Below are 20,085 nucleotides of genomic sequence, written 5' to 3' on the forward strand. Positions count from 1 at the left end.
AATTGACCGACCTCTCGCTTCATATCGCAACCGCTGAGAGCCCGACCGAGGAGGCCGGGCTGCGCGACTACTGGCAGCTATTGAAGCCGCGCCTGATGTCGCTGTCGGTGTTTACCGCGCTGGTCGGTCTTCTGGTCGCGCCGGTCGGGGTGCACCCGTTCATCGGAGCGACGTCGATCCTTTGGATTGCGCTGGGGGCCGGGGCATCGGCGGCATTGAACATGTGGTTCGATGCGGACATCGACCGCGTGATGAAGCGCACCCGGAATCGCCCCATTCCGTCGGGTCGGGTACAGCCGGGCGATGCGCTGGCGCTGGGTCTGTTCCTCACGGCGGTGTCGGTGGTCATGCTCGGCCTGACGGCCAACTGGGTCGCGGCGGGCTGGCTGCTTTTCACGATCTTCTTCTACGCCGTCATTTATTCGATGTGGCTCAAGCGAACGACGTCCTGGAATACGGTCATTGGCGGCCTTGCCGGGGCCTTCCCGCCGCTAATCGGCTATGCTGCGGTGACCGGGACAACTCCGATCGAGGCCTGGCTGATGGTCGGCCTGATCTTCATGTGGACGCCGCCGCATTTCTGGGCGCTCGCCCTGTTCGTCAAACTTGACTACCACGAGGCCCGCATCCCTATGCTGACCGTGACGCATGGCCGTGAGGAGACGCGCCGGCAGGCATGGTTCTGGTCGCTGGGTCTGGTTGCGGTCTCCTTCGCGACGGCCTTCACGGCAATCGGCGGGCCTTTGACGCTGGTGGTGGCGACCGGTCTAAACGTCGTATGGTTGCAGCGGGCCTGGGCAATGTGGCGGCGAACCGACGCCGACAGCGAGGCCGACAAGCACTTGGCCGAGCGCAAGTTGTTCAAATGGTCGCTGATTTATCTTTTCGCGCATTTCGCGGTCTTCGTGGGGGATGCCGCGCTTGGCCCCTATGGAGGCTGGTGATGCATCAGGACCATGAACTCCACATTCGCCGTCGCGGCCGCAACTTCGGTCTTCTGGCCGTCCTCCTGGCGTTCATCGTGGTGATCTTCGGTCTGACGGTCGTGAAGGTGACATCGGGCGGTTTCTCGGAGGCGTTTGACCATGTGGCGCGCCCCGCGCTGGTGCCCGATGCGTCGCTAAACGAGGTGACAGAATGAAGAACTGGTGGAAAAACCTTACCGATAACGGTCGCGTCGTCGCGATGACCCTCTGCACGGTTTTGGGCATGGGGTCGCTCGGCTGGGCGGCAGTTCCGCTTTATGACCTCTTCTGCAAGGTCACCGGCTATGGCGGCACCACCGCGCGTGCGGAGGCGGAATCGTCGGAGATCCTTGAGCGGACGGTTCTGGTGCGCTTCGACGCCAGCAAGGAACGCGGGATGCCGTGGGAGTTCAAGCCCGTGCAGGCCAAGATGCGTGTGCGAATCGGTGAGACGAACCTGGCGTTCTACGAGGCGACGAATCCGACGGACGAACCGGTTGCCGGCACGGCCAGCTTCAACGTGGCCCCCTATGCCGCTGGCCCCCATTTCGTGAAGATCGCCTGTTTCTGCTTCGAGGAGCAGATACTGGCCCCCGGCGAAACCGTTTCGATGCCTGTCACCTTCTACGTCGACCCCGCGATGGTCGACGACCCCGAGGCGACAGGTATCCCCGAAATCACACTGTCCTACACGTTCCACGTGACGGACTTGCCCGAAGACTACGCCGCGCTTAACAGCAATGCAGATGCGGCGACGCAGACCAACTGAGAGGCGACCAAATGGCCCACGCCAAGAACCACGACTATCACATCCTTCCCCCGTCGATCTGGCCGTTCCTTGGGGCCGTGTCTGGCTTCATCATGCTGGTCGGTGCGGTCTTCTGGATGAAGGACCACTCCAACCCGTGGATGTTCGCGGTGGGTTTCGTCGGCGTTCTGGGCGTCATGTTTGCCTGGTGGTCGGACGTTGTAAGGGAATCGAAAGTCGGCGACCACACCCCCGTCGTCCGCATCGGCCTGCGCTATGGCTTCATCTTCTTCATCATGTCGGAAGTGATGTTCTTCTCGGCTTGGTTCTGGAGCTTCTTCAAGCATGCGATCTACCCGATGGGTCCCGATTCGCCTGCCGTCGACGGCGTCTGGCCGCCTGTCGGGATCGAAACGTTCGACCCTTGGCATCTGCCGCTGATCAACACGCTGATCCTGCTGTGTTCGGGGGCTGCGGCGACCTGGGCGCACCATGCACTGGTGCATGAGAACAACCGTCAGGACATGAAGTGGGGCCTGATCCTTGCCGTGGCCCTGGGCGCGTTGTTCACCGCGTTCCAGCTCTACGAATACAGCCACGCGGCCTTTGGCTTCGCAGGCAACATCTATGGCGCGAACTTCTTCATGGCGACGGGCTTCCACGGCGTGCATGTCTTCATCGGGACGATTTTCCTGCTGGTGTGCCTGTTCCGTTTGCAGGCCGGGCACTTCACGCCGACCAAGCACATCGGCTTCGAAGCCGCTGCCTGGTATTGGCACTTCGTTGATGTGGTGTGGCTGTTCCTGTTCGCTGCGGTCTACGTCTGGGGCGGCTGAGCTTTCTATCCGACGACGGCTTGAGCGGCGCGGATTTTCCGCGCCGTTCTCCATTTGAGAGGTCTCAATGCGTTTCGTGATCCCCGCACTTTTCGGACTGACCGGCTTTGCCGTGCTTTGCGCGCTGGGCGTCTGGCAATTGCAGCGGATGGATTGGAAACACGCCATGATTGCCGAGATCGCCTCGCGCATAGATGCAGTGCCGGTGCCGCTGCCCGACAAGCCGGTCGAGAGCACCGACAACTTCACGCCGGTGACGTTGACGGGCACGGTCGATGGGGAACCGTTGCGGGTGTTGGGCGCGTGGCGTGCGGCTGGAACGGGGTTCCGTATCATCGCACCTGTCTTGACCGATGGCCGGCGCGTCATGGTGGATCTGGGCGTCCTGCCGGTTGATGCAGCCGATACGCTGGTTCTGCCGCGAACATCTCTGCGGATCACCGGCAACCTGAACTGGCCCGACGATCAAAATGCCGGCACGCCCGAGCCGGACGGCACGAACTGGTACGCACGCGACGTCGGCCCCATGGCGCAGGCGCTGGGCACCGAGTCGGTGATGGTCGTCGCCGCGCAGGTTGAGCCGCCGCTGCCGATCACGCACGTACCTGTGGGCATCGACGGCATCCCCGACAACCACCTCGGATACGCGATTCAATGGTTCGGGCTGGCCGCTGTCTGGGTGGGGATGACACTCTTCCTGCTGTGGCGTATCAGACGCCGCACCATTTGAAGGCGGACGATCCGATGCGTTACATCTCGACCCGTGGCGAAGCCCCCGTTCTGGGGTTCGAAGACACCATGCTGACCGGCCTCGCGCGGGATGGCGGGTTGTATGTCCCCGAGGAACTTCCGGTGATGAGCCGGGGCGACATCGCAGCGCTGGCAGGCCTGCCCTATGAGGAGGTCGCGGTGCGCGTCATGGCCCCCTTTGTAAAGGACGCCTTCGACGAGGCGACTTTCGCAGATCTGGTCGCCAAGGCCTATGCCGGATTCGGCCATGACGCGCGCGCGCCCCTGGTGCAGCTTGGCCCGAACCATCATCTGCTGGAACTGTTCCACGGGCCGACGCTGGCGTTCAAGGACTTCGCGATGCAACTGATCGGACAGATGTTCGAGCATTCGCTGATGAAGCGCGGCGAGCGGGTGACGATCGTCGGTGCCACGTCCGGCGATACCGGGTCGGCCGCGATGGAGGCGTTCCGGGGACTGGATGCCGTAGACCTGTTCATCCTCTATCCGCATGGCCGCGTGTCGGAGGTGCAGCGCCGCCAGATGACCACGCCGTCCGAGTCGAACGTGCATGCGCTCGCCATCACCGGACATTTCGACGACGCACAGGCCCGCGTGAAGGACATGTTCAACGATTTCGATTTCCGCGACCGGGTGCGTCTGGCCGGGGTCAATTCGATCAACTTCGCCCGCGTGCTGGCGCAGGTGGTGTATTACTTCACCTCCGCGACGGCCCTTGGCGCACCGCACCGCGAAATCTCCTACACGGTGCCCACCGGCAACTTCGGCGATATCTTCGCGGGCCATATCGCCAAGCGCATGGGCCTGCCGATCAGGCAACTGGTCGTCGCCACCAATCAGAACGACATCCTGCACCGGTGCCTGACGACGGGCGACTACCGCCCCGGCACGGTAGAGCCGTCGATATCGCCGTCGATGGATATTCAGGTCAGCAGCAACTTCGAACGCGCGTTGCATTTGGCCTACGGCGGTGACGGGCGGGCCATCGCGCAATTGATGGCGGAGTTGAAGGACGGCGGATTTACCGTCAGCCAAGGGGCTTTGCAGACGCTACAGGACACCTATTTATCAGGAAGAGCGACCGAAGCGGAAACCTCTGCTGCGATCGCTGACTTCCTGAACCGCACGGGTGAACTGCTGTGCCCGCACACCGCCGTGGGCACCCACGTGGCTGAGGCGCATCTGGGCGATACGCCGATGGTGACACTGGCGACGGCGCACCCGGCCAAGTTCCCCGACGCGGTCGAAGCCGCAACCGGAATCCGCCCCCCCTTGCCTGCGCGAATGGCCGATCTGTTTGACCGGGACGAGCGGATCACGCGGGTCGAGAACGACCTGTCGGCCATCGAGGCCATCATCGATGCACGAATCTGAAAGGTTCATCTGAATGAGCACCCGCTTGCACCGCCTGTCGAACGGTTTCCGCGTCGTGACGGAGTACATGCCCGGTCTGCAATCGGCCAGCGTTGGCGTCTGGGTCGGTGCCGGAGGGCGCCACGAGGCTGTCGAGCAGAACGGCATCGCGCATTTCCTTGAGCACATGGCGTTCAAGGGCACGGCGCGCCGGTCGGCACTGCAAATCGCCGAGCAGATCGAGGACGTGGGCGGCTATATCAATGCCTACACCTCGCGAGAGGTGACCGCCTATTACGCCCGCGTGCTCAAGGAAGACGTGGCATTGGCCACGGATCTGATCGCGGACATCGTGCTGAATCCGGTGTTCGATCCGCGAGAGATCGAGATCGAGCGCGGCGTCATCCTGCAAGAAATCGGTCAGGCGCTGGATACGCCCGACGACATCATCTTCGATTGGCTGCAGGAAGCGGCCTATCCCGAGCAACCCATTGGTCGCACCATCCTTGGCCCTTCCGAACGGGTGCAGACCTTCAACCGGGCGGACCTTGAGCATTTCACGGCGCAGCATTACGGCCCCGAGCAGATGATCCTGGCGGCCGCCGGGGCCGTCGATCACGATGCGCTTTGCAAGATGGCCGAAGATCTTTTCGGTCACCTGAAGCCCAAGCCGCTGTTGATGCCTGATCCGGGGCTGTTCAAGGGCGGGGAGATTCGCCACGCCAAGGTGCTTGAACAGGCGCATGTCGCGATCGGTTTCGAGCAGCCGGGCTACCGCGATGACGGGATCTATGCCGCGCAGATCTTTGCGGGTGCGATGGGCGGCGGCATGTCGTCCCGGCTGTTCCAGGAAGCGCGCGAAAAGCGGGGCCTCTGCTATACCATCTTTGCCAGCGTGGGGGCGCATTCTGACGGCGGAATGCTCACCATCTATGCGGGAACCGGGGCCGAGGATGTGGGCGATCTGGCCCACCTGACGATCGACGAATTGAAGCGTGCCGCCGAAGACATGACCGAGGTGGAGGTCGCCCGCGCCCGCGCCCAGATGAAATCGGGCATGCTTATGGGACTGGAGTCGCCCTCCAGCCGGGCTGAACGGCTGGCGCGGGTCGTCGCTGTCTGGAACCGCGTGCCGCCCCTGTCCGAGGCGATCGAGAAAATCGACGCGGTGGACGTGGCCGCCGTGCGCGCCCAAGCTGAGGCCCTGACGCAGACGGCCCCGGCGCTGGCCCTTTACGGGCCGGTCGACGCGGCCCCCGACGTCGACAGCCTGCGCGCAAGGCTGGCCGCATGATCTTCGGGGCCCTGCGGAAACCCCGCATCCAGACCGAACGCATGATCCTGCGCTTGCCGCAGCATTCCGACTACCGCGCCTGGGCCGCATTGCGCGAAAGTTCCGCCGCGTTTCTGCAACCCTGGGAACCGGAGTGGGCCCCCGACCATCTGAGCCGGAAAAGCTTTACCAACCGTGTCTACTGGGCCAGTCGCAGCCACGGGCAGGGCAGCGCGCTGGCGCTTTTTCTGACGCGGAAGTCCGACGATTCGATCCTGGGCGCGATCACGCTCGACAATGTGCGCCGCGGGCCTGCTCAGTCTGGTACGCTGGGGTATTGGGTCGGCCAAAATCACGCGCGGCAAGGCTACATGCGCGAGGCGATCCTTGCCGTATCGCACCACGCTTTCGTCCGCTTGGACCTCAGCCGTCTGGAGGCCGCCTGCCTTGAAGGCAACACCGCCTCGCGCGGTTTGCTGGAGCGGTCGGGGTTCAAGTACGAAGGCGTCGCGCAAAGCTACCTTCAGATTGCGGGGCGGTGGCGCAATCATGTGCTCTACGCGATGTTGCGATCCGATCGGCGCGGCCGCTCCGACGCGGGCTGACCTCATCCAAGGATTCATTTTCAACTGCGGCTGGATGACCTCTGGCCCGAAAGGTCTGATTGGGCAACACTCTGGGCAGGAGGGAATGCCCGTGTCGAGAACGTACCTTTTCGTCTTTGCCATGTCGCTTTTTCTGCCCGGCTTCGCCGCCGCGCAGGACCAGGGTCGCCGCCCCAGCCACTGCATCGCCATCGCCGACGCGCCGGGCATCGAATATCTGCACAAGGCCGCTTTTGCCGCGCCTCTGCCGGATTACACCGTCCGCCTGAACTATGTTGATCACTCGATGTTCATGCTGGAAACGCAGGGCGGCCTGCGCGCCGTTACCGATTTCGCGGGGTTCATCGGTGCCACCCGTTTGCCGGATGTGGTAACCATGAACCGGGCGCATATTTCTCATTGGACGCCAGTGCCCGATCCGGACATCCCGCATGTCCTGCCCGGATGGTCGGATCGCGTGGGCGAACCGGCTGATCATCACCTCGACCTGGGTGAGATGCTGATCCGGTCCGTTTCGACCGACATTCGGTCACGCGCCGGGGGCGGCATCGAGGTCAACGGCAATTCCATCTTCGTGTTTGAAGTCGAGGGTCTGTGCATCGGGCACTTGGGCCACCTGCACCATGAACCCGATGCAGCGCAGTATGCCGCACTTGGCCGACTGGACGTGGTGATGGCCCCGGTTGATGGTGGCCTGACGCTGGACTTATCTTCGATGATCCGGGTCCTGCAGCGCCTGCGCTCCTCGGTGGTGATCCCGATGCACTGGTTCGGGCCGGGATCGCTGGACCGCTTCGTGGAAGGCATGTCACAAGACTTCGACATCGACCGCCGCGACACCAGCTTCATCGAGGTTTCGCTCAATACTCTGCCGCGCCGACCGACCGTGGTCGTCCTGCGCCCCTCTTATCTTACGGACCCTTAGTGACATCTGATCTGACTGCCGCCACCGGCCCCTTCGCAGACGACCTTCGGTCCAAACTGCCCGCCGCCACCTTTCGTGACATGGAGGCCCGTTACCTCGAAGAACCACGGGGCCGCTGGGCCGGGACCGACGGCTTGCTGCTGGCCCCTGCGACGACGGAGGAAGTCTCGCTGATCGTGACAGCCGCGGCAAAGGCGCGCGTAGCGGTGATCCCATATGGCGGCGGTACCGGTCTGGTCGGCGGACAGGTCAGCGCGGATTTGCCAGCGCCCGTGATCCTTTCGCTGGAACGAATGACCAAAGTCCACAAGGTCGATGCGACCGAGAACGCGCTGACCGTCGAGGCGGGCGTGATCCTGCAGCACGTGCAGGAGGCGGCCGAGGCGGTGGACCGTCTGTTCCCGCTGACCATCGCGGCGCAGGGCTCGGCCCGGATCGGCGGCATCCTGTCGACCAATGCGGGCGGCGTGAACGTGCTGCGCTATGGTAATGCGCGCGACCTCTGCCTGGGGTTGGAGGCGGTGATGCCTGACGGCAGCATCCTCAACGGCCTGTCGCCGCTGCGCAAGAACAACACCGGCTACGACCTACGCCATCTTCTGATCGGGGCCGAGGGCACGCTGGGCATCATCACGGCGGCGACGCTGAAGCTGTTGCCGCGCCCGGCCAAGACGGGTGCCGCAATGATGGCGATCCGCGATCCGCAGGCCGCGCTGGAGCTTTTGAACATGGCGCGGGCGCAGATCGGTGAGGGGGTCTCGGCATTCGAGCTGATCGGGAAGACCGGCATGGACTTTCTGGCCGAGACGATGCCCGAGGTGCGCCTTCCGCTTGGAAACCCCGATTGGTCGGTGCTGATCGACCTGGGGCTCGGAGCGTCGGGCGATCCGGCGCAGGCCTTGGAAGACCTCTTTGCTACCGCACACGAGGCTGGCCTCGTGACAGACGGTGTGATCGCGCAATCCGAACAGCAGCGTCGCGAATTCTGGCAGGTCCGAGAGTCAATCCCCGAGGGCAATCGTCGCATCGGGTCGGTCAGCAGCCACGACATCTCAGTGCCCACCGCGTCGATCCCCGACTTTATCAAGGACGGTCCGGGCGTGATCGGAAGAATCGGTGACTTCCGCATCAATTGCTTTGGCCACGTGGGCGACGGGAACTTGCACTACAATGTTTTCCCCATGCCCGGTCGCGCGCGCGCCGACCACGATAGCGAACGCGAAGCGATCAAGACTGCGGTCCACGATCTTGTGCACGCATACGGTGGGTCGGTCAGCGCGGAACATGGGGTTGGACGGCTCAAGGTCGGCGATCTGGAGCGTTACGTGGATCCGACGAAATTGGCAGCGATGCGCGCGATAAAGGCCGGCTTGGACCCGGCCGGAATCATGAACCCCGGCGCGGTGCTACGGTGCGCAGTCTGAGAGGCGTACTCCCAAAGAAGGGCGCGCCCTGCCAAGGGAAGACAGGGCGCGGGGGATCCGTGAGGTCTGGTAAAACACCCACTCCAGAACAATCGCAGAAAATCCTTACCAATAAGTTTACGCCGGGCCTCCAAGGCGGTTCATTCGAACGCTCATTCCCCTTCGAAATCGCATAGCGTGTGGATCTGCATGTTCATCGCTTCCAGCGCCTTACGACCGCCAAGTTCCGGCAGGTCGACGACAAAGGCGCAGCCGACGACCTGCGCGCCCAACCGCTCCAGCAAGGCTATCCCGGCGCGCGCCGTGCCGCCGGTGGCCAGCAGATCATCCACCAGCAGGACGCGGGCCCCGGCGGGCAGGGCATCTCGGTGAACCTCCACCGCCGCGGTCCCGTATTCCAGCGCGTATTCCTGTTCATAGGTCGCACCCGGCAGCTTGCCCTTTTTTCGGATCGGCACGAAGCCGCAGCCCAGCTGATGCGCCACTGCGCCCCCCAGGATGAAACCGCGCGCCTCCAGCCCGGCGACTGCATCGATCTCCTCTCCGGCCCAGGGGGCCAGCAGCTGATCCACGCATAGCCGCATGCCTCGCGCATCGGCGAACAGGGTGGTCACGTCGCGGAACATGATCCCCGCGTGCGGAAAATCGGGAATGGTGCGGATGTAATCCTGAACGGTCTTCTTTTGCATCTGTCAGCTTTCCTCGGCCTTTGGCCCGGTTGGTTTGTCTGTCGTCCTCCGCACGGCGGTTTCGTCACTGTGCGTTCCGGGGGCGTAATGGCGACGGAGTGCCATTGCATCCTGCCCCCTAAGGCGCGTTACGGAATTGCCGTCCTCCGAGAACAGGCTGCGGCGATAGGCAGGGCCGCGGATGTCCGTCATCAGGCCGAGACCTTGAACAACTTCCTCCAGCAGGACCGAGGCGATCTCCCGTCGCCGTGCTTGGGCCGAGACGGCGATCAGGGCTTCGCGGATTTCGCCATTCCGGACTCGCAAGGCGACCCGCCCCAGCGACAGGAGCGCGCCGTCAAGATCGGGCACGCCGGTGTCTTGCATGACTTCGCCGGGTGGGGTGGCGACGACATGGACCTCGATATCCGCATTTTCAGATGCGCGCGACAGGCGCACGCCTGCATCCAGCGTATTGATTTGTGCCACCGCATTGTCCAGCCCGCGTTCGTAAAGCGCACGTTGCCAGCTCTCCAGTCCGGCACTGACCGAGATGAGGGCGACGGTCAGATCCTCGCGTTTTGCGTTGGACCAATGCAGGAACGGCTTGCGGCACGCCTCTCCGGGGGCGGCTGCACAGGCCACTGCGCGGTAGAAAGCGTCATCGCCCAGCGGACCGGGAACGGCAACGAACTCCTGCGCGAACGTGGCTCCGGGCAGCAGCAGAAGAGCAGCCCACATTCTCACAGCACGCGGCCCGCGATCGTTTGCAGGCGGACCACCATGTCGGGATCGCGCGCGTCCGGCGCGGTCATCACCGCATGGTTCAGGGCATGGTCGCATCCCTCCGCGCAGGGTGCGTCCCGTACCAGACCTGGCAGGGCGGCAACCATTGCGGCGGCACGCCCGACGTTGCACTGAAGGGTTCTTATGACATCGCTGACCTGAACCGAGCCGTGGTCGGGGTGCCAGCTGTCGTAATCGGTGACCATCGCAACGGAAGCGTAGTGAAGTTCCGCCTCTCGCGCCAGCTTGGCTTCGGGCATGTTGGTCATGCCAATCACGTCGCAGCCCCAGTCGCGGTAAAGTCTGGATTCGGCCAGCGTCGAAAACTGCGGGCCTTCCATCGCCAGATAGGTGCCGCCGTCGTGAACCGTGGCACCGGCCTGCGTGGCAGCTTGTGAACAGGCTGCCGAAAGGGCGGGGCAGACCGGATGCGCGACCGACACATGCGCCACAAGGCCGGGGCCGAAGAACGTCTTGTCGCGGGCAAACGTGCGGTCGATGAATTGGTCCACGATGACGAAATCACCTGGGGCCATGTCTTCGCGGAAACTACCGGTGGCCGAGACCGACACCAGGTGCGTCACCCCGGCGGCCTTCATCGCCGCGACGTTCGCGCGGTATGGGACGGTCGAGGGCGTGTGGACATGCCCCCGCCCGTGGCGCGGCAGAAAGACCATTCTTGTACCGTCCAGCGTTCCGTGCAGCAGCGCGTCCGACGGTCTGCCCCAGGGCGTGTCGGCGTCACGCCATTCCGCGTCCCGCAATTCTTCCACCGCATAGAGGCCCGAGCCTCCGATGATCCCGATGACCGGCATCCGTCTCTCCTGTGTTGCCGGCGCACCCTAGCAGGCGGCGGGACGGGGAAAAGGTGTCAATCGCGTTCTCGCTCGATCACATTGGCGTGGTGGCGGTGGGCGATGCCTTGCCCTGCCGCCAGACCTGCACGCGTGTCTCTTGGTGCGCCGACCTGTTGCGGGCAGCGGCGGTCAAGCAGACCCCAAGGCCGACCCGGCAACGATCTGGTATCCAAGCCCGGAGATGGAAGCTCCTTCGCCGTCTTGGAGCGCCCTGATAGGTATCAAGGCGGATTTGGAAAAATCGGCGCGGAACAGGGCATGTAATGGCATCGCGATGAGGCCAATGCGGTTGGGAGGGTGCGCCGGTTCCACATCCGGGTAACCGACACGCCTCAAGGGCTGTAACCCCGCGCGAAACCCTGCTATCGCGATCAAAACCCGACACGACCGAAAGATCTGAACCTTGAACAGCCCCTCCCTGCTGGCAAGATTTGCCAACCGTTTCGACGCGCCCGACCTGCGCGTCGCGCCCACCTCGACGCTGACATTCGCTGGCATCCGTATCGAGGTGTTGGCCGGCCTGACGGTGGCCCTTGCATTGGTGCCGGAAGCGGTGGCCTTCGCCTTCGTGGCGGGTGTCGGCCCGCTGGTGGGGCTTTATGCGGCATTTATCGTGGGGCTTGTGACGGCGCTGATCGGTGGGCGTCCGGGCATGATTTCAGGCGCGACGGGCGCGCTGGCGGTCGTGATGGTGTCGCTGGTGGCGCAGTTCCCCGAAGGCGTGGGCGTTCAGTACCTTTTTCTGACGGTCGTCCTGATGGGGATCATTCAGATATTCGTGGGCATCATGCGCTGGGGCAAGTTCATCCGGCTGGTGCCGCACCCGGTGATGCTGGGCTTCGTTAATGGCTTGGCGATCGTGATCGGCAAGTCGCAGATCGGGTTCTTCAAAACGGCAGACGGATCTTGGATGGCGTCAAGTCAGCTGATACTGGTGCTTGCCCTCGTGGCGCTGACGATGGCGGTCATCTGGGGCGTGCCCAAGCTGACCAATGCGATCCCCGCGCCGCTGGCCGGGATTGCGATCACGGCTGCAGTGGTGATCGGTTTTGGCCTGCCGGTCCCCAAGGTGGGCGACCTGGCTTCGATCTCGGGCGGGTTGCCGCAGTTCGCGCTTCCGGATGTCCCGCTGAATTGGGAGACGCTTCAGATCATCGCGCCCTATGCGTTGATCCTGGCTGCAATCGGCCTGATCGAGAGTCTGCTGACCCTGAACCTCGTCGGCGAAATCACGGGCCAGCGCGGTGGAGCCAGCCAGGAATGCATCGCCCAGGGCGCGGCCAACACCGTGACCGGTTTCTTCGGCGGCATGGGCGGTTGCGCCATGATCGGCCAGTCGATGATCAACGTGAATTCGGGCGGACGGACGCGCATCGCGGGGGTGGCGGCGGCGCTGTTCCTGTTGTTGTTCATCCTGGTTGCCTCGCCGCTGATCGAGCAGATCCCCCTGGCCGCACTCGTGGGTGTGATGTTCATGGTCGTAATCGGGACATTTGCCTGGAATTCGCTAAAAATTCTGTTCCGCGTGCCCAAGATCGACGCGATGGTCATCATCCTGGTGACCATCGTGACGGTGATGACCGACCTTGCTATCGCGGTCGTCGTGGGCGTGATTGTCAGCGCGCTGGCCTATGCATGGCAGAACGCGACGCGCATTTATTCCAAGGCCCACACCACGCCCGAAGGGGCCAAGGTCTATGCGGTGCAGGGGCCGCTGTTCTTCGGCTCGGCCACCGGTTTCATCGAAATGTTCGATATTCAGAATGACCCGGCGCTGGTGATCGTGGACTTCGCCGACAGCCGCGTGGCCGACCAGTCGGCGTTGCAGGCGATCGAAGCGGTCGCCGCCAAGTATCAGTCCGCTGGCAAGTCGATCCAGCTGCGCCACCTTACACGCGACTGTCACCGCCTCCTCACGAAGGCCGGGCACCTGATGGTCGACAGCGACGACGACCCCGACTACGCGGTCGCGGCGAACTATGGTGTTCGGACGGGGATCTTGGGCGGTCACTAGGCCCCGGGGCCGGGGATGACCCTGACCACCGTGCAACGCATCGGTCTGTTACCTGTCCCGACGGATTATAGCCGCTCTGCGCGGCAAGGACCGGGCTGACACCGTCGCCGTTCGACTCGCGTTAGAGGACGACAACGGCTGAAGCAGCAGGCAGGGACGATGATCTGCTCCGCGACGTCCACCGATTATTCGTCGGGGCGGGCCAGTGAAAACAGTCTTTCGACGCGCGTGTAGTCCTTGTAGCCCAGCCGGGCCAAAGGGCTGAAGGACATCACGTCGAATATGCCATCCTTCAGGCAGTCGTCGCGGATATGCACGCCCGTCACCTCGCCGAAGACGGCTACGTTGGACGCGCCGGGCAAGGTCACGATCTGCGTCACCTTGCATTCCAGCGACGCGGGCGCGCCGCCGACGCGAGGGCAGTCGATCGTATCGCATTGCACCTTCTCGACACCTGCGATGGCGAACTCGTCCTCTCCGGCGGGCAGGGCGGCGGACGAGGCATTCATCGCGTCGCGCATCGCGTATTCCACGATGTTGACGCAGAACACGCCCGATTCCCGCAATTGGGCCATGCTGTCCTTGGTGTTGTCGCGGTCAGGCTTGGCCGAGGTTGAGGCGAACATGACCTGCGGCGGTACATAGGCGACCGCATTGAAGAATGAATAGGGGGCAAGGTTGTCGCCCAGCGTGCTTCGCGTGCTGATCCAGCCGATGGGTCTGGGCGAGACGATGGCGTTGAACGGGTTGTGCGGCAGGCCGTGGCCATCCTCGGGGCGGTAGAACATTGGGGTCCTCTCAGGTGTCTGCGACAGACTAGGGCGCGCCGCGAATGGGCGAAAGCCCCAAAACCTGTGTGTTCGCAAGAGCTATGCGAATTTCGCCCCCGCACTTGCGCCGGCTCTGGGCCGCGCCGCCTCCACACCCGGTCACGGGCTCCCCTTTATGACGTGTCCGTGCCGGCCAACGCCCGCAGGTGCCGGGCGCGCTACAGATTGCTTGCTCCAAGGCTGTGCCGGCCAATCTTCTGTCACGCTTTGAGTTAGGATGCCCGGGCGAGCGGGGCGGCGAAAATCCTGCTTCGGAGGCTGGCCACTCCGCGCCGTTCGGGCAACAAGACCCGCATGGAATTGCACCGCGAAACCGAAGACGACGCTTGGGAAGTGGAAGCGCTCCTCGACACCTGTTTCGCTCCGGGACGGACTGCGCTGTCGTCTTACCGGTTGCGCGAGGGCGTGCCGCCGGCGCGCGACTTGTGCCTGGTGGCGCGTGGCTCGGCTGGCGAGGTCGCGGGCGTGATCCGCTTTTGGCCCGTGCGCGTGGGCGAGCATCAAGCGATGCTGCTCGGCCCGATAGCAATCCACCCGACGCGGCAGGGGGAGGGGCTGGGGGCATTCCTGCTGCAATCGGGCCTCGACCGCGCGGCCGTCGCAGGCGTGGACCGCGTGCTGCTGGTGGGCGATGAGCCGTACTATGGCCGTTTCGGCTTTACCCGGTTGCATGGCGTGACCATGCCACCGCCGACCAACCCCGACCGCGTTCTGGGTGTCTGGGATTGGGACGGAGTGACCGGGGACGTGACGCGCGGGGCCTGACTTGCCTTGGGCGCGGAGTATTCCCATCTGTTGACGATGGCCCAGAAACACCGCTCCCCTGCCAACCCCCAGATCTTCCCACCCCTGAATCGGGAGGCGGAGCTGGATCGACTGGCGCTCAAGATGCGAACGGCCTCCGGCGTTGGAATACAGTTGCTCGGCCTGATCGGGACCCAGGCCGAGAACCTGCTGGACATGCTGCCGGCACCCGCTCGCGCCGGGCTTGAAAAGGCGACGGCTGCCGCGCTGGAGCAATCTTTCAATGCCGCGCAGGCTACGCGCAAAGGCCGCGTGGCCGACGCGCCCGACTGGCTCAGCCGTGCGATTTCAGTGGGCACGGGGGCGGCGGGTGGCTTTGGCGGCTTGCCGTCGGCGTTGGCAGAATTGCCGGTAACGACCACCGTGATCCTGCGTGCGATCCAATCAATCGCCGATGAACATGGGCTGGACCCGGCCCTGCCCGAGGTGCGCGCCGCCTGCCTGCGCGTCTTTGCCGCCGCCGGGCCGCTGGACGATGACGATGGCACCGATCTCAGCTTCCTGACGTTGCGCCTGAGTGTCACGGGCAGTGCCGTGCACGGGCTGATCACCAAAGTGGCTCCACGTCTGGCGATCCCGATGGGGCAGAAGCTGGCCGCACAGACCGTGCCCCTGATCGGGGCCGCCGCCGGGGCCGCGACGAATTACATCTACACCAGCTATTACCAGGACATGGCGCGGGTGCAGTTCGGCCTGATGCGCTTGGGCGCGCAGACGGGTGAGGACATGGAGACACTTTCGGCCGCGTTGAAGCAGCGGCTGGCGTAACGGGGGTATCGCCGCCACCTTGGCCTGTGGCGAAACGCCCGCACGCCGCCCAAGTCTGGTCTTGCTCCATGTCCGACCGTCTTCGCATCCTGATGATCGCCTCCTAATCTGTCAGAGGATTTGACGGGGAAGCGTATGTGGGCTTCCGGTGGGCCAAGGCGCTGTCGCCGCTGGTCAACCTGACCGTGGCCACGTTCCAGAGCCCGAAACACAGCCTCATATCGGATCAGTTGCCGCAGGCCCGCACGGTCACTTGGCCCTCGCCGCGCCTCATTCCGCGCGGCGGGCGGTCGTGTCGATGTCCAAGCCCGAGTGGCCGATTTTCGTGGGTCACATCTGGCGACACCGGCGCGCCCACGTCGGCGACTACGACATCGGACATTAGATCATGCCGCCGGCAATGCACCATCCCAGGCAGCCGCCGCAACGATCGGCAGCCCCCAGCGCATCGCCGCGGCGCGGCACCGCCTGATCGACGATCCGGGGCTGCGGCTGGGGCGGCACGCACGCGCCAAGGTCGCGGCCGAGGGCCTTTGGCCCAACAAGGCGACGGGTTTGGTCGAATTGTACCGCAAGGTGTTGGCCTGACCTGACGTTGGACATGCAACCGGATGGCGCGCCCGTGTGTTGGTCCCCGACTCAACACACGGGCGGAGAAATACCATGGCCGACAGCAAAACCCTTTTCATCACCGGCGCATCCTCGGGCATCGGGGCGCAGACGGCCCGGCAGGCGGTTGCCGCGGGTTGGAACGTGGGCCTTTTCGCCCGCTCCGAAGATAAGATCACCAAGCTGGCAAAGGAACTGGGACACGCCGCGCTTGTTCTTCCCGGCGACGTCGCCGATCGCGATGTGCAGGCCGCAGCTCTGGATGCTCTGGCGGACAAATTCGGCGGCATCGACGCGGTGTTCGCCAATGCCGGTACGGGTGTCCAGACGGCGGGCACCCAGAACGGAAACCCCGAGGAATGGCACGAGATGATCCATGCCAACGTGATGGGCGTGCTCTATACTGCGCATGCCGCGCTGCCCCATCTGCGCAGGACCAAGGGGCATTACGTCGTCACGGGGTCCGCAGCCGGGCGCAGACACATCAAGGGCTCCATCTATGGCGCGACCAAATGGTTTGTACACGGATTCGCCGGCAACCTGGCGGAAGAGATGACCGAATGGGGCGGGCGCTGCACTGTCATCTCGCCCGGAATGGTTGATACGGAATTCTTCGACGAGGCTGACCCGACTCGCCTGCATCCGTCGGACGTGGCCGATGCGGTGATGCATGCACTGAGCGCGCCGGGCCGGGCGGATGTGCGGGAAATCCACCTCATGCCCAACCGGAACGCGGGCTGAACCGACAGGTCAGGTGGGGTCGCCCAGCAGCGCCTCCAACGCGTCGAGGTCGAGGTCGTCGAATTGCCCAAACCCTTGCATCCAGGCGCTTGCTCCGCGCATCGCGTCGGGGTCCAATTTGCACCAGACGACGCGCCCGCGCCTCTCCTGCTGGATCAGGCCGGCGCGGGCCAGCACGCCAAGATGCTTGCTCACGGCAGCCAAGGAGACAGGAAAGGGGGCCGCGACGTCGGTGACGGCCATGTCGTCCTCCAGCAGCATCGCCAAGATTGCGCGGCGAGTGGGATCGGCCAAGGCAGCGAAAACGGAGGAGAGGGCGTCGGACATGCCCCCTGCGATGCACCGGCCCGCACCATCCGTCAACGACGTTCAACCTTTGCGTTGAATGTCCGAATGGCGTGGCAGTACGTCGCGGGGACCAAATGGTGCACCATATCATATTGAATCTGATGATAATTTGGTGCCGTTGACTCGAGTGGCGGCGAGCCGTAAACCGCCAACGACTTCCGGGGGTGCCCCATGTCCGACAATTCCGACGCTGATCGTCTTGCAGCCCTTGAGGCGAAGCTGGCGGCAAAGCGGCCAAAGCCGGACAAGCATCACATGGAGGAGCACCATTCTCAGGCGCAACTTGCCTGGCGGATGGTCATCGAATTGGTTGCGGGCTTGGGGATCGGGTTCGGGATCGGTTACGGACTAGACTTTCTGCTGGGGACGACACCTTGGCTGATGGTTGTGTTCGTACTTCTGGGCTTTGCGGCCGGTGTGAAGACGATGATCAGCTCCGCGAAAGAAATGCAGGGGCAGCTTGATCCGGCTGCCGCGTTGAACGAACCGGGCGCGGGCGCGCCGAACGATGGGGACAAAGATGGCTGAATCAGCATCCGAAGGCGGCCTGAGCTTCCACCCGATGGACCAGTTCATGATCAAGCCGTTGCTCGGCGAATACGGCGAGCCGGTGCAGTGGTACACGATCACGAACTTGACGTTGTGGATGGCGCTGGCCGTTCTGTGTGTGGTCGGATTGTTCATCTTCGGAACGCGCGGTCGGGCCATCGTGCCGGGACGCGGACAATCGGTGGCCGAACTGGCCTACGGTTTCGTCTACAAGATGGTCGAGGATGTGACCGGCAAGGATGCCGTGCGTTATTTTCCGTATATCTTCACGGTCTTCCTGTTCATCCTCTTTGCCAACTTCCTTGCGCTGATCCCGACATCCTTTTCCACCACCAGCCATATCGGCGTGACCGCCGTTCTGGGTTTTGGTGTGTTCTTTGCCGTCACGATCCTCGGGTTCGTTAAGAACGGCCCGTCGTTCCTCGGCCTCTTCTGGGTGAGCTCGGCCCCGCTGGCGCTTCGCCCGGTCCTGGCCGTGATCGAGATCATTTCATACTTCGTTCGCCCGGTAAGCCATTCCATTCGTCTTGCGGGCAACATCATGGCCGGCCACGCGGTTCTGAAGGTCTTCGCGGGCTTTGCCGCCATCACGGCCATCGCGCCGGTGTCGGTCCTTGCGATTACCGCGATCTACGGGCTGGAGGTGCTGGTCGCCTTCATTCAGGCCTACGTGTTTACCATTCTGACGTGCGTCTACCTCAAGGACGCGCTGCATCCGCATCACTAACGCGGTGGGCCAGCCGGCTCGCCTCACCTATCGCTAAGCTTCCATCGTAAGGAGATAACACATGGAACTCGAAGCCGCTTCCGCCCTGGGTCAATTCGCTGGTGCGGGCCTTGCCGCCATCGGTTCGGGCATGGCCGCCATCGGCGTGGGTAACGTCGCAGGTAACTTCCTGGCCGGTGCCCTGCGCAACCCCTCGGCTGCCAACGCGCAGACCGCCACGCTCTTCATCGGCATCGCCTTCGCCGAGGCTCTGGGCATTTTCGCCTTCCTCGTCGCGCTGCTGCTGATGTTCGCCGTCTAAGACAGCGATATCATCCTTACGACTGGCGGGGGGCTTTCGGGTCGCCCGCCGGGAACGAAACGACCTGACGGGACGGAATAATGGCCACCGAACCATATCAACAAGATCTCGCTGGCGAATGCGTCAACAGCATCGGCAACGCCATCGGCATGCCGCAGTTGTGCGATTCCTGGTTCGGCAACCAGATTTTCTGGCTGCTCGTCGCCCTTGTCGTGATCTACCTGATCCTGACCCGGATCGCCCTGCCGCGCCTCAGCGCCGTGCTGGCCGAACGGTCGGGGACGATTTCAAATGACCTTGCGAGTGCCGAAGATCTGAAGCGTCAGGCTGTCGAAGCCGAAGCCGCTTACGAGCAAGCGTTGGCCGATGCCCGCTCGGAGGCCCAGCGGATCGCGGACGAAGCGCGCGCCTCGATCAAGGCGGACCTTGATGCCGCCATCGCCCAGGCGGACGAGAAGATTTCCGCCAGATCCGCCGAGAGCGAGGCGCAAATCGCTGAGATCCGCGACGGTGCCGCGGCCAGCGTTGCCGAAGTCGCGCGCGACGTGGCAGCAGAAGTCGTAAAAGCGCTTGGTGGCAAGGCCGACGCCGACACCGTGGCCGCCGCCGTCGATGCCCGTGTGAAGGGGAACTGAACCATGCGTATGATCCTGCCCCTGGCCGCGCTGACGGCGACGCCCGCGTTCGCCGCGTCCGGCCCGTTTTTCAGCCTGTCGAACACCGATTTCGTCGTGACGCTCGGCTTCCTCGTGTTCATCGGTATCTTGTTCTACTTCAAGGTGCCGACGCTTCTGATCGGTCACCTCGACGCCCGTGCCGAGGGCATCCAGAAAGACCTCGACGAGGCAAAGGCCCTGCGCGAAGAGGCTCAGGCCCTCCTCGCCTCCTACGAGCGCAAGACCCGTGAAGCGCAGGCCAAGGCAGACGAGATTGTCGCCGCCGCCAAGTCCGAGGCGACCGCCGCCGCCAAGCAGGCCAGGGCCGATCTGGAAACCTCTGTTGCTCGCCGTATGGCGGCCGCTGAAGACCAGATTGAAAGCGCGCAGAACGCCGCCATCCGAGAAGTGCGTGACAGCGCCATCACCGTGGCTATTGCTGCAGCGGGCGAGGTGGTTGCAAAGCAGCTGACCGCGACCGAGGCGAACGCCATGATCGACAGTTCGATCGATCAGGTTGCAGCAAAGCTGCACTGACCCGCTTCTCG

General features: G+C 63.8%; 25 protein-coding genes. 20 read left to right on the forward strand and 5 right to left on the reverse strand.

Going from position 1 to position 20,085, the window contains the following annotated elements:
• Window positions 1-2 precede the first annotated feature (2 nt).
• The 10 genes from cyoE to BLV27_RS04860 all read left to right on the forward strand — a co-directional run bounded on the left by cyoE (window position 3) and on the right by BLV27_RS04860 (window position 8,879).
• A complete protein-coding gene (gene cyoE / locus BLV27_RS04815) occupies window positions 3-944 on the forward strand; it encodes a heme o synthase (RefSeq protein WP_092643267.1) in 942 nt (313 codons plus the stop codon).
• Complete coding sequence (locus tag BLV27_RS04820) at window positions 944-1,141, forward strand: hypothetical protein (RefSeq protein WP_244504542.1); 198 nt, start codon at window positions 944-946, stop codon at window positions 1,139-1,141. The genes cyoE and BLV27_RS04820 overlap by 1 nt, the downstream gene beginning before the upstream one ends.
• Window positions 1,138-1,734, forward strand: a complete 597-nt coding sequence (locus tag BLV27_RS04825) for a cytochrome c oxidase assembly protein (RefSeq protein ID WP_092643270.1) — start codon at window positions 1,138-1,140, stop codon at window positions 1,732-1,734. Before BLV27_RS04820 ends, BLV27_RS04825 begins: the two co-directional genes overlap by 4 nt.
• An 11-nt stretch (window positions 1,735-1,745) precedes the next feature.
• A complete protein-coding gene (locus tag BLV27_RS04830; RefSeq protein WP_092643273.1) occupies window positions 1,746-2,549 on the forward strand; it encodes a cytochrome c oxidase subunit 3 in 804 nt (267 codons plus the stop codon).
• 67 nt (window positions 2,550-2,616) lie between these two features.
• On the forward strand, window positions 2,617-3,279 hold the full coding sequence (locus tag BLV27_RS04835) for an SURF1 family protein (RefSeq protein WP_092643277.1): 663 nt from the start codon (window positions 2,617-2,619) through the stop codon (window positions 3,277-3,279).
• A gap of 14 nt (window positions 3,280-3,293) precedes the next feature.
• Window positions 3,294-4,673 (forward strand): threonine synthase, encoded by a 1,380-nt coding sequence (thrC, locus tag BLV27_RS04840; protein ID WP_092643280.1) that lies wholly within the window; start codon window positions 3,294-3,296, stop codon window positions 4,671-4,673.
• A 13-nt stretch (window positions 4,674-4,686) separates the two neighbouring features.
• Window positions 4,687-5,946, forward strand: a complete 1,260-nt coding sequence (locus BLV27_RS04845) for a M16 family metallopeptidase (RefSeq protein WP_092643283.1) — start codon at window positions 4,687-4,689, stop codon at window positions 5,944-5,946.
• Window positions 5,943-6,530 carry a GNAT family N-acetyltransferase gene (locus BLV27_RS04850; protein ID WP_092643286.1) on the forward strand — a complete coding sequence of 196 codons (588 nt, stop codon included), beginning with the start codon at window positions 5,943-5,945 and terminating at the stop codon, window positions 6,528-6,530. The genes BLV27_RS04845 and BLV27_RS04850 overlap by 4 nt, the downstream gene beginning before the upstream one ends.
• Window positions 6,531-6,651: 121 nt before the next feature.
• Window positions 6,652-7,455, forward strand: coding sequence for an MBL fold metallo-hydrolase (locus tag BLV27_RS04855; protein ID WP_092643841.1), 804 nt, complete (start codon window positions 6,652-6,654; stop codon window positions 7,453-7,455).
• Window positions 7,455-8,879 (forward strand): FAD-binding oxidoreductase, encoded by a 1,425-nt coding sequence (locus BLV27_RS04860; protein WP_425283641.1) that lies wholly within the window; start codon window positions 7,455-7,457, stop codon window positions 8,877-8,879. The genes BLV27_RS04855 and BLV27_RS04860 overlap by 1 nt, the downstream gene beginning before the upstream one ends.
• Window positions 8,880-9,031: 152 nt before the next feature.
• Here the strand turns inward: BLV27_RS04860 and BLV27_RS04865 are convergent, their stop codons facing one another.
• From BLV27_RS04865 to BLV27_RS04875, 3 genes are read right to left on the reverse strand one after another with little or no spacing between them, the layout of a single operon-like run.
• Entirely contained in the window at window positions 9,032-9,568 is a 537-nt protein-coding gene (locus BLV27_RS04865; protein WP_092643289.1) for an adenine phosphoribosyltransferase, read from the reverse strand.
• 3 nt (window positions 9,569-9,571) lie between these two features.
• Window positions 9,572-10,288 carry a DUF2927 domain-containing protein gene (locus BLV27_RS04870; RefSeq protein WP_170831354.1) on the reverse strand — a complete coding sequence of 239 codons (717 nt, stop codon included), beginning with the start codon at window positions 10,286-10,288 and terminating at the stop codon, window positions 9,572-9,574.
• Window positions 10,289-10,290: 2 nt separating this feature from the next.
• The gene (locus BLV27_RS04875; protein WP_092643296.1) at window positions 10,291-11,148 is read right to left on the reverse strand and encodes an S-methyl-5'-thioadenosine phosphorylase; all 858 of its coding nucleotides are present in this window, start codon (window positions 11,146-11,148) and stop codon (window positions 10,291-10,293) included.
• 445 nt (window positions 11,149-11,593) lie between these two features.
• On the opposite strand from BLV27_RS04875, the gene BLV27_RS04880 reads away from it, so the two are divergent.
• Window positions 11,594-13,204, forward strand: coding sequence for a SulP family inorganic anion transporter (locus BLV27_RS04880; protein ID WP_425283642.1), 1,611 nt, complete (start codon window positions 11,594-11,596; stop codon window positions 13,202-13,204).
• A 185-nt stretch (window positions 13,205-13,389) separates the two neighbouring features.
• Here BLV27_RS04880 and BLV27_RS04885 read toward each other — a convergent pair whose 3' ends face one another.
• Complete coding sequence (locus tag BLV27_RS04885) at window positions 13,390-13,992, reverse strand: flavin reductase family protein (protein ID WP_092643299.1); 603 nt, start codon at window positions 13,990-13,992, stop codon at window positions 13,390-13,392.
• A 336-nt stretch (window positions 13,993-14,328) separates the two neighbouring features.
• Between BLV27_RS04885 and BLV27_RS04890 the strand changes: the two genes are divergently transcribed.
• From BLV27_RS04890 to BLV27_RS04905, 4 genes are all read left to right on the forward strand, one after another.
• Window positions 14,329-14,799, forward strand: a complete 471-nt coding sequence (locus BLV27_RS04890) for a GNAT family N-acetyltransferase (RefSeq protein ID WP_092643302.1) — start codon at window positions 14,329-14,331, stop codon at window positions 14,797-14,799.
• Window positions 14,800-14,835: 36 nt separating this feature from the next.
• Window positions 14,836-15,606: an EcsC family protein gene (locus BLV27_RS04895; RefSeq protein WP_092643306.1), complete on the forward strand. Its 771-nt coding sequence runs from the start codon at window positions 14,836-14,838 to the stop codon at window positions 15,604-15,606.
• Between the two features lie 312 nt (window positions 15,607-15,918).
• Window positions 15,919-16,194: a hypothetical protein gene (locus BLV27_RS04900; RefSeq protein WP_092643309.1), complete on the forward strand. Its 276-nt coding sequence runs from the start codon at window positions 15,919-15,921 to the stop codon at window positions 16,192-16,194.
• A 75-nt stretch (window positions 16,195-16,269) separates the two neighbouring features.
• Window positions 16,270-16,956 (forward strand): SDR family oxidoreductase, encoded by a 687-nt coding sequence (locus BLV27_RS04905; RefSeq protein ID WP_092643312.1) that lies wholly within the window; start codon window positions 16,270-16,272, stop codon window positions 16,954-16,956.
• A 9-nt stretch (window positions 16,957-16,965) separates the two neighbouring features.
• On the opposite strand, the gene BLV27_RS04910 is transcribed toward BLV27_RS04905, so the two are convergent.
• The gene (locus tag BLV27_RS04910; protein ID WP_092643314.1) at window positions 16,966-17,283 is read right to left on the reverse strand and encodes an ArsR/SmtB family transcription factor; all 318 of its coding nucleotides are present in this window, start codon (window positions 17,281-17,283) and stop codon (window positions 16,966-16,968) included.
• Between the two features lie 192 nt (window positions 17,284-17,475).
• Between BLV27_RS04910 and BLV27_RS04915 the strand changes: the two genes are divergently transcribed.
• The 5 genes from BLV27_RS04915 (at window position 17,476) to BLV27_RS04935 (ending at window position 20,074) form a co-directional block, all read left to right on the forward strand.
• Window positions 17,476-17,832: an AtpZ/AtpI family protein gene (locus BLV27_RS04915; protein ID WP_092643317.1), complete on the forward strand. Its 357-nt coding sequence runs from the start codon at window positions 17,476-17,478 to the stop codon at window positions 17,830-17,832.
• Window positions 17,825-18,580: a F0F1 ATP synthase subunit A gene (locus BLV27_RS04920; protein WP_092643321.1), complete on the forward strand. Its 756-nt coding sequence runs from the start codon at window positions 17,825-17,827 to the stop codon at window positions 18,578-18,580. The genes BLV27_RS04915 and BLV27_RS04920 overlap by 8 nt, the downstream gene beginning before the upstream one ends.
• 61 nt (window positions 18,581-18,641) lie before the next feature.
• Window positions 18,642-18,881 carry a F0F1 ATP synthase subunit C gene (locus tag BLV27_RS04925; RefSeq protein ID WP_092643324.1) on the forward strand — a complete coding sequence of 80 codons (240 nt, stop codon included), beginning with the start codon at window positions 18,642-18,644 and terminating at the stop codon, window positions 18,879-18,881.
• 80 nt (window positions 18,882-18,961) lie between these two features.
• Window positions 18,962-19,516 (forward strand): F0F1 ATP synthase subunit B', encoded by a 555-nt coding sequence (locus BLV27_RS04930; RefSeq protein WP_092643327.1) that lies wholly within the window; start codon window positions 18,962-18,964, stop codon window positions 19,514-19,516.
• A 3-nt stretch (window positions 19,517-19,519) separates the two neighbouring features.
• Window positions 19,520-20,074: a F0F1 ATP synthase subunit B gene (locus BLV27_RS04935; protein ID WP_092643330.1), complete on the forward strand. Its 555-nt coding sequence runs from the start codon at window positions 19,520-19,522 to the stop codon at window positions 20,072-20,074.
• Window positions 20,075-20,085: the final 11 nt, after the last annotated feature.

The sequence above is a fragment of the Jannaschia faecimaris genome, assembly GCF_900107415.1.
Taxonomy (GTDB): Bacteria; Pseudomonadota; Alphaproteobacteria; order Rhodobacterales; family Rhodobacteraceae; genus Jannaschia; species Jannaschia faecimaris.

Coding starts and splice junctions, on each gene's coding strand:
- BLV27_RS04820 (WP_244504542.1), top strand. CDS start 944: ATGCATCAGGACCATGAACTCCACATTCGCCGTCGCGGCCGCAACTTC.
- BLV27_RS04905 (WP_092643312.1), top strand. CDS start 16,270: ATGGCCGACAGCAAAACCCTTTTCATCACCGGCGCATCCTCGGGCATC.
- BLV27_RS04875 (WP_092643296.1), bottom strand. CDS start 11,148: ATGCCGGTCATCGGGATCATCGGAGGCTCGGGCCTCTATGCGGTGGAA.
- BLV27_RS04870 (WP_170831354.1), bottom strand. CDS start 10,288: ATGTGGGCTGCTCTTCTGCTGCTGCCCGGAGCCACGTTCGCGCAGGAG.
- BLV27_RS04885 (WP_092643299.1), bottom strand. CDS start 13,992: ATGTTCTACCGCCCCGAGGATGGCCACGGCCTGCCGCACAACCCGTTC.
- BLV27_RS04830 (WP_092643273.1), top strand. CDS start 1,746: ATGGCCCACGCCAAGAACCACGACTATCACATCCTTCCCCCGTCGATC.
- BLV27_RS04925 (WP_092643324.1), top strand. CDS start 18,642: ATGGAACTCGAAGCCGCTTCCGCCCTGGGTCAATTCGCTGGTGCGGGC.
- BLV27_RS04930 (WP_092643327.1), top strand. CDS start 18,962: ATGGCCACCGAACCATATCAACAAGATCTCGCTGGCGAATGCGTCAAC.
- BLV27_RS04895 (WP_092643306.1), top strand. CDS start 14,836: ATGGCCCAGAAACACCGCTCCCCTGCCAACCCCCAGATCTTCCCACCC.
- BLV27_RS04915 (WP_092643317.1), top strand. CDS start 17,476: ATGTCCGACAATTCCGACGCTGATCGTCTTGCAGCCCTTGAGGCGAAG.
- BLV27_RS04920 (WP_092643321.1), top strand. CDS start 17,825: ATGGCTGAATCAGCATCCGAAGGCGGCCTGAGCTTCCACCCGATGGAC.
- BLV27_RS04825 (WP_092643270.1), top strand. CDS start 1,138: ATGAAGAACTGGTGGAAAAACCTTACCGATAACGGTCGCGTCGTCGCG.
- BLV27_RS04855 (WP_092643841.1), top strand. CDS start 6,652: ATGTCGCTTTTTCTGCCCGGCTTCGCCGCCGCGCAGGACCAGGGTCGC.
- BLV27_RS04850 (WP_092643286.1), top strand. CDS start 5,943: ATGATCTTCGGGGCCCTGCGGAAACCCCGCATCCAGACCGAACGCATG.
- BLV27_RS04835 (WP_092643277.1), top strand. CDS start 2,617: ATGCGTTTCGTGATCCCCGCACTTTTCGGACTGACCGGCTTTGCCGTG.
- BLV27_RS04865 (WP_092643289.1), bottom strand. CDS start 9,568: ATGCAAAAGAAGACCGTTCAGGATTACATCCGCACCATTCCCGATTTT.
- BLV27_RS04845 (WP_092643283.1), top strand. CDS start 4,687: ATGAGCACCCGCTTGCACCGCCTGTCGAACGGTTTCCGCGTCGTGACG.
- BLV27_RS04910 (WP_092643314.1), bottom strand. CDS start 17,283: ATGTCCGACGCCCTCTCCTCCGTTTTCGCTGCCTTGGCCGATCCCACT.
- BLV27_RS04935 (WP_092643330.1), top strand. CDS start 19,520: ATGCGTATGATCCTGCCCCTGGCCGCGCTGACGGCGACGCCCGCGTTC.
- thrC (WP_092643280.1), top strand. CDS start 3,294: ATGCGTTACATCTCGACCCGTGGCGAAGCCCCCGTTCTGGGGTTCGAA.
- BLV27_RS04890 (WP_092643302.1), top strand. CDS start 14,329: ATGGAATTGCACCGCGAAACCGAAGACGACGCTTGGGAAGTGGAAGCG.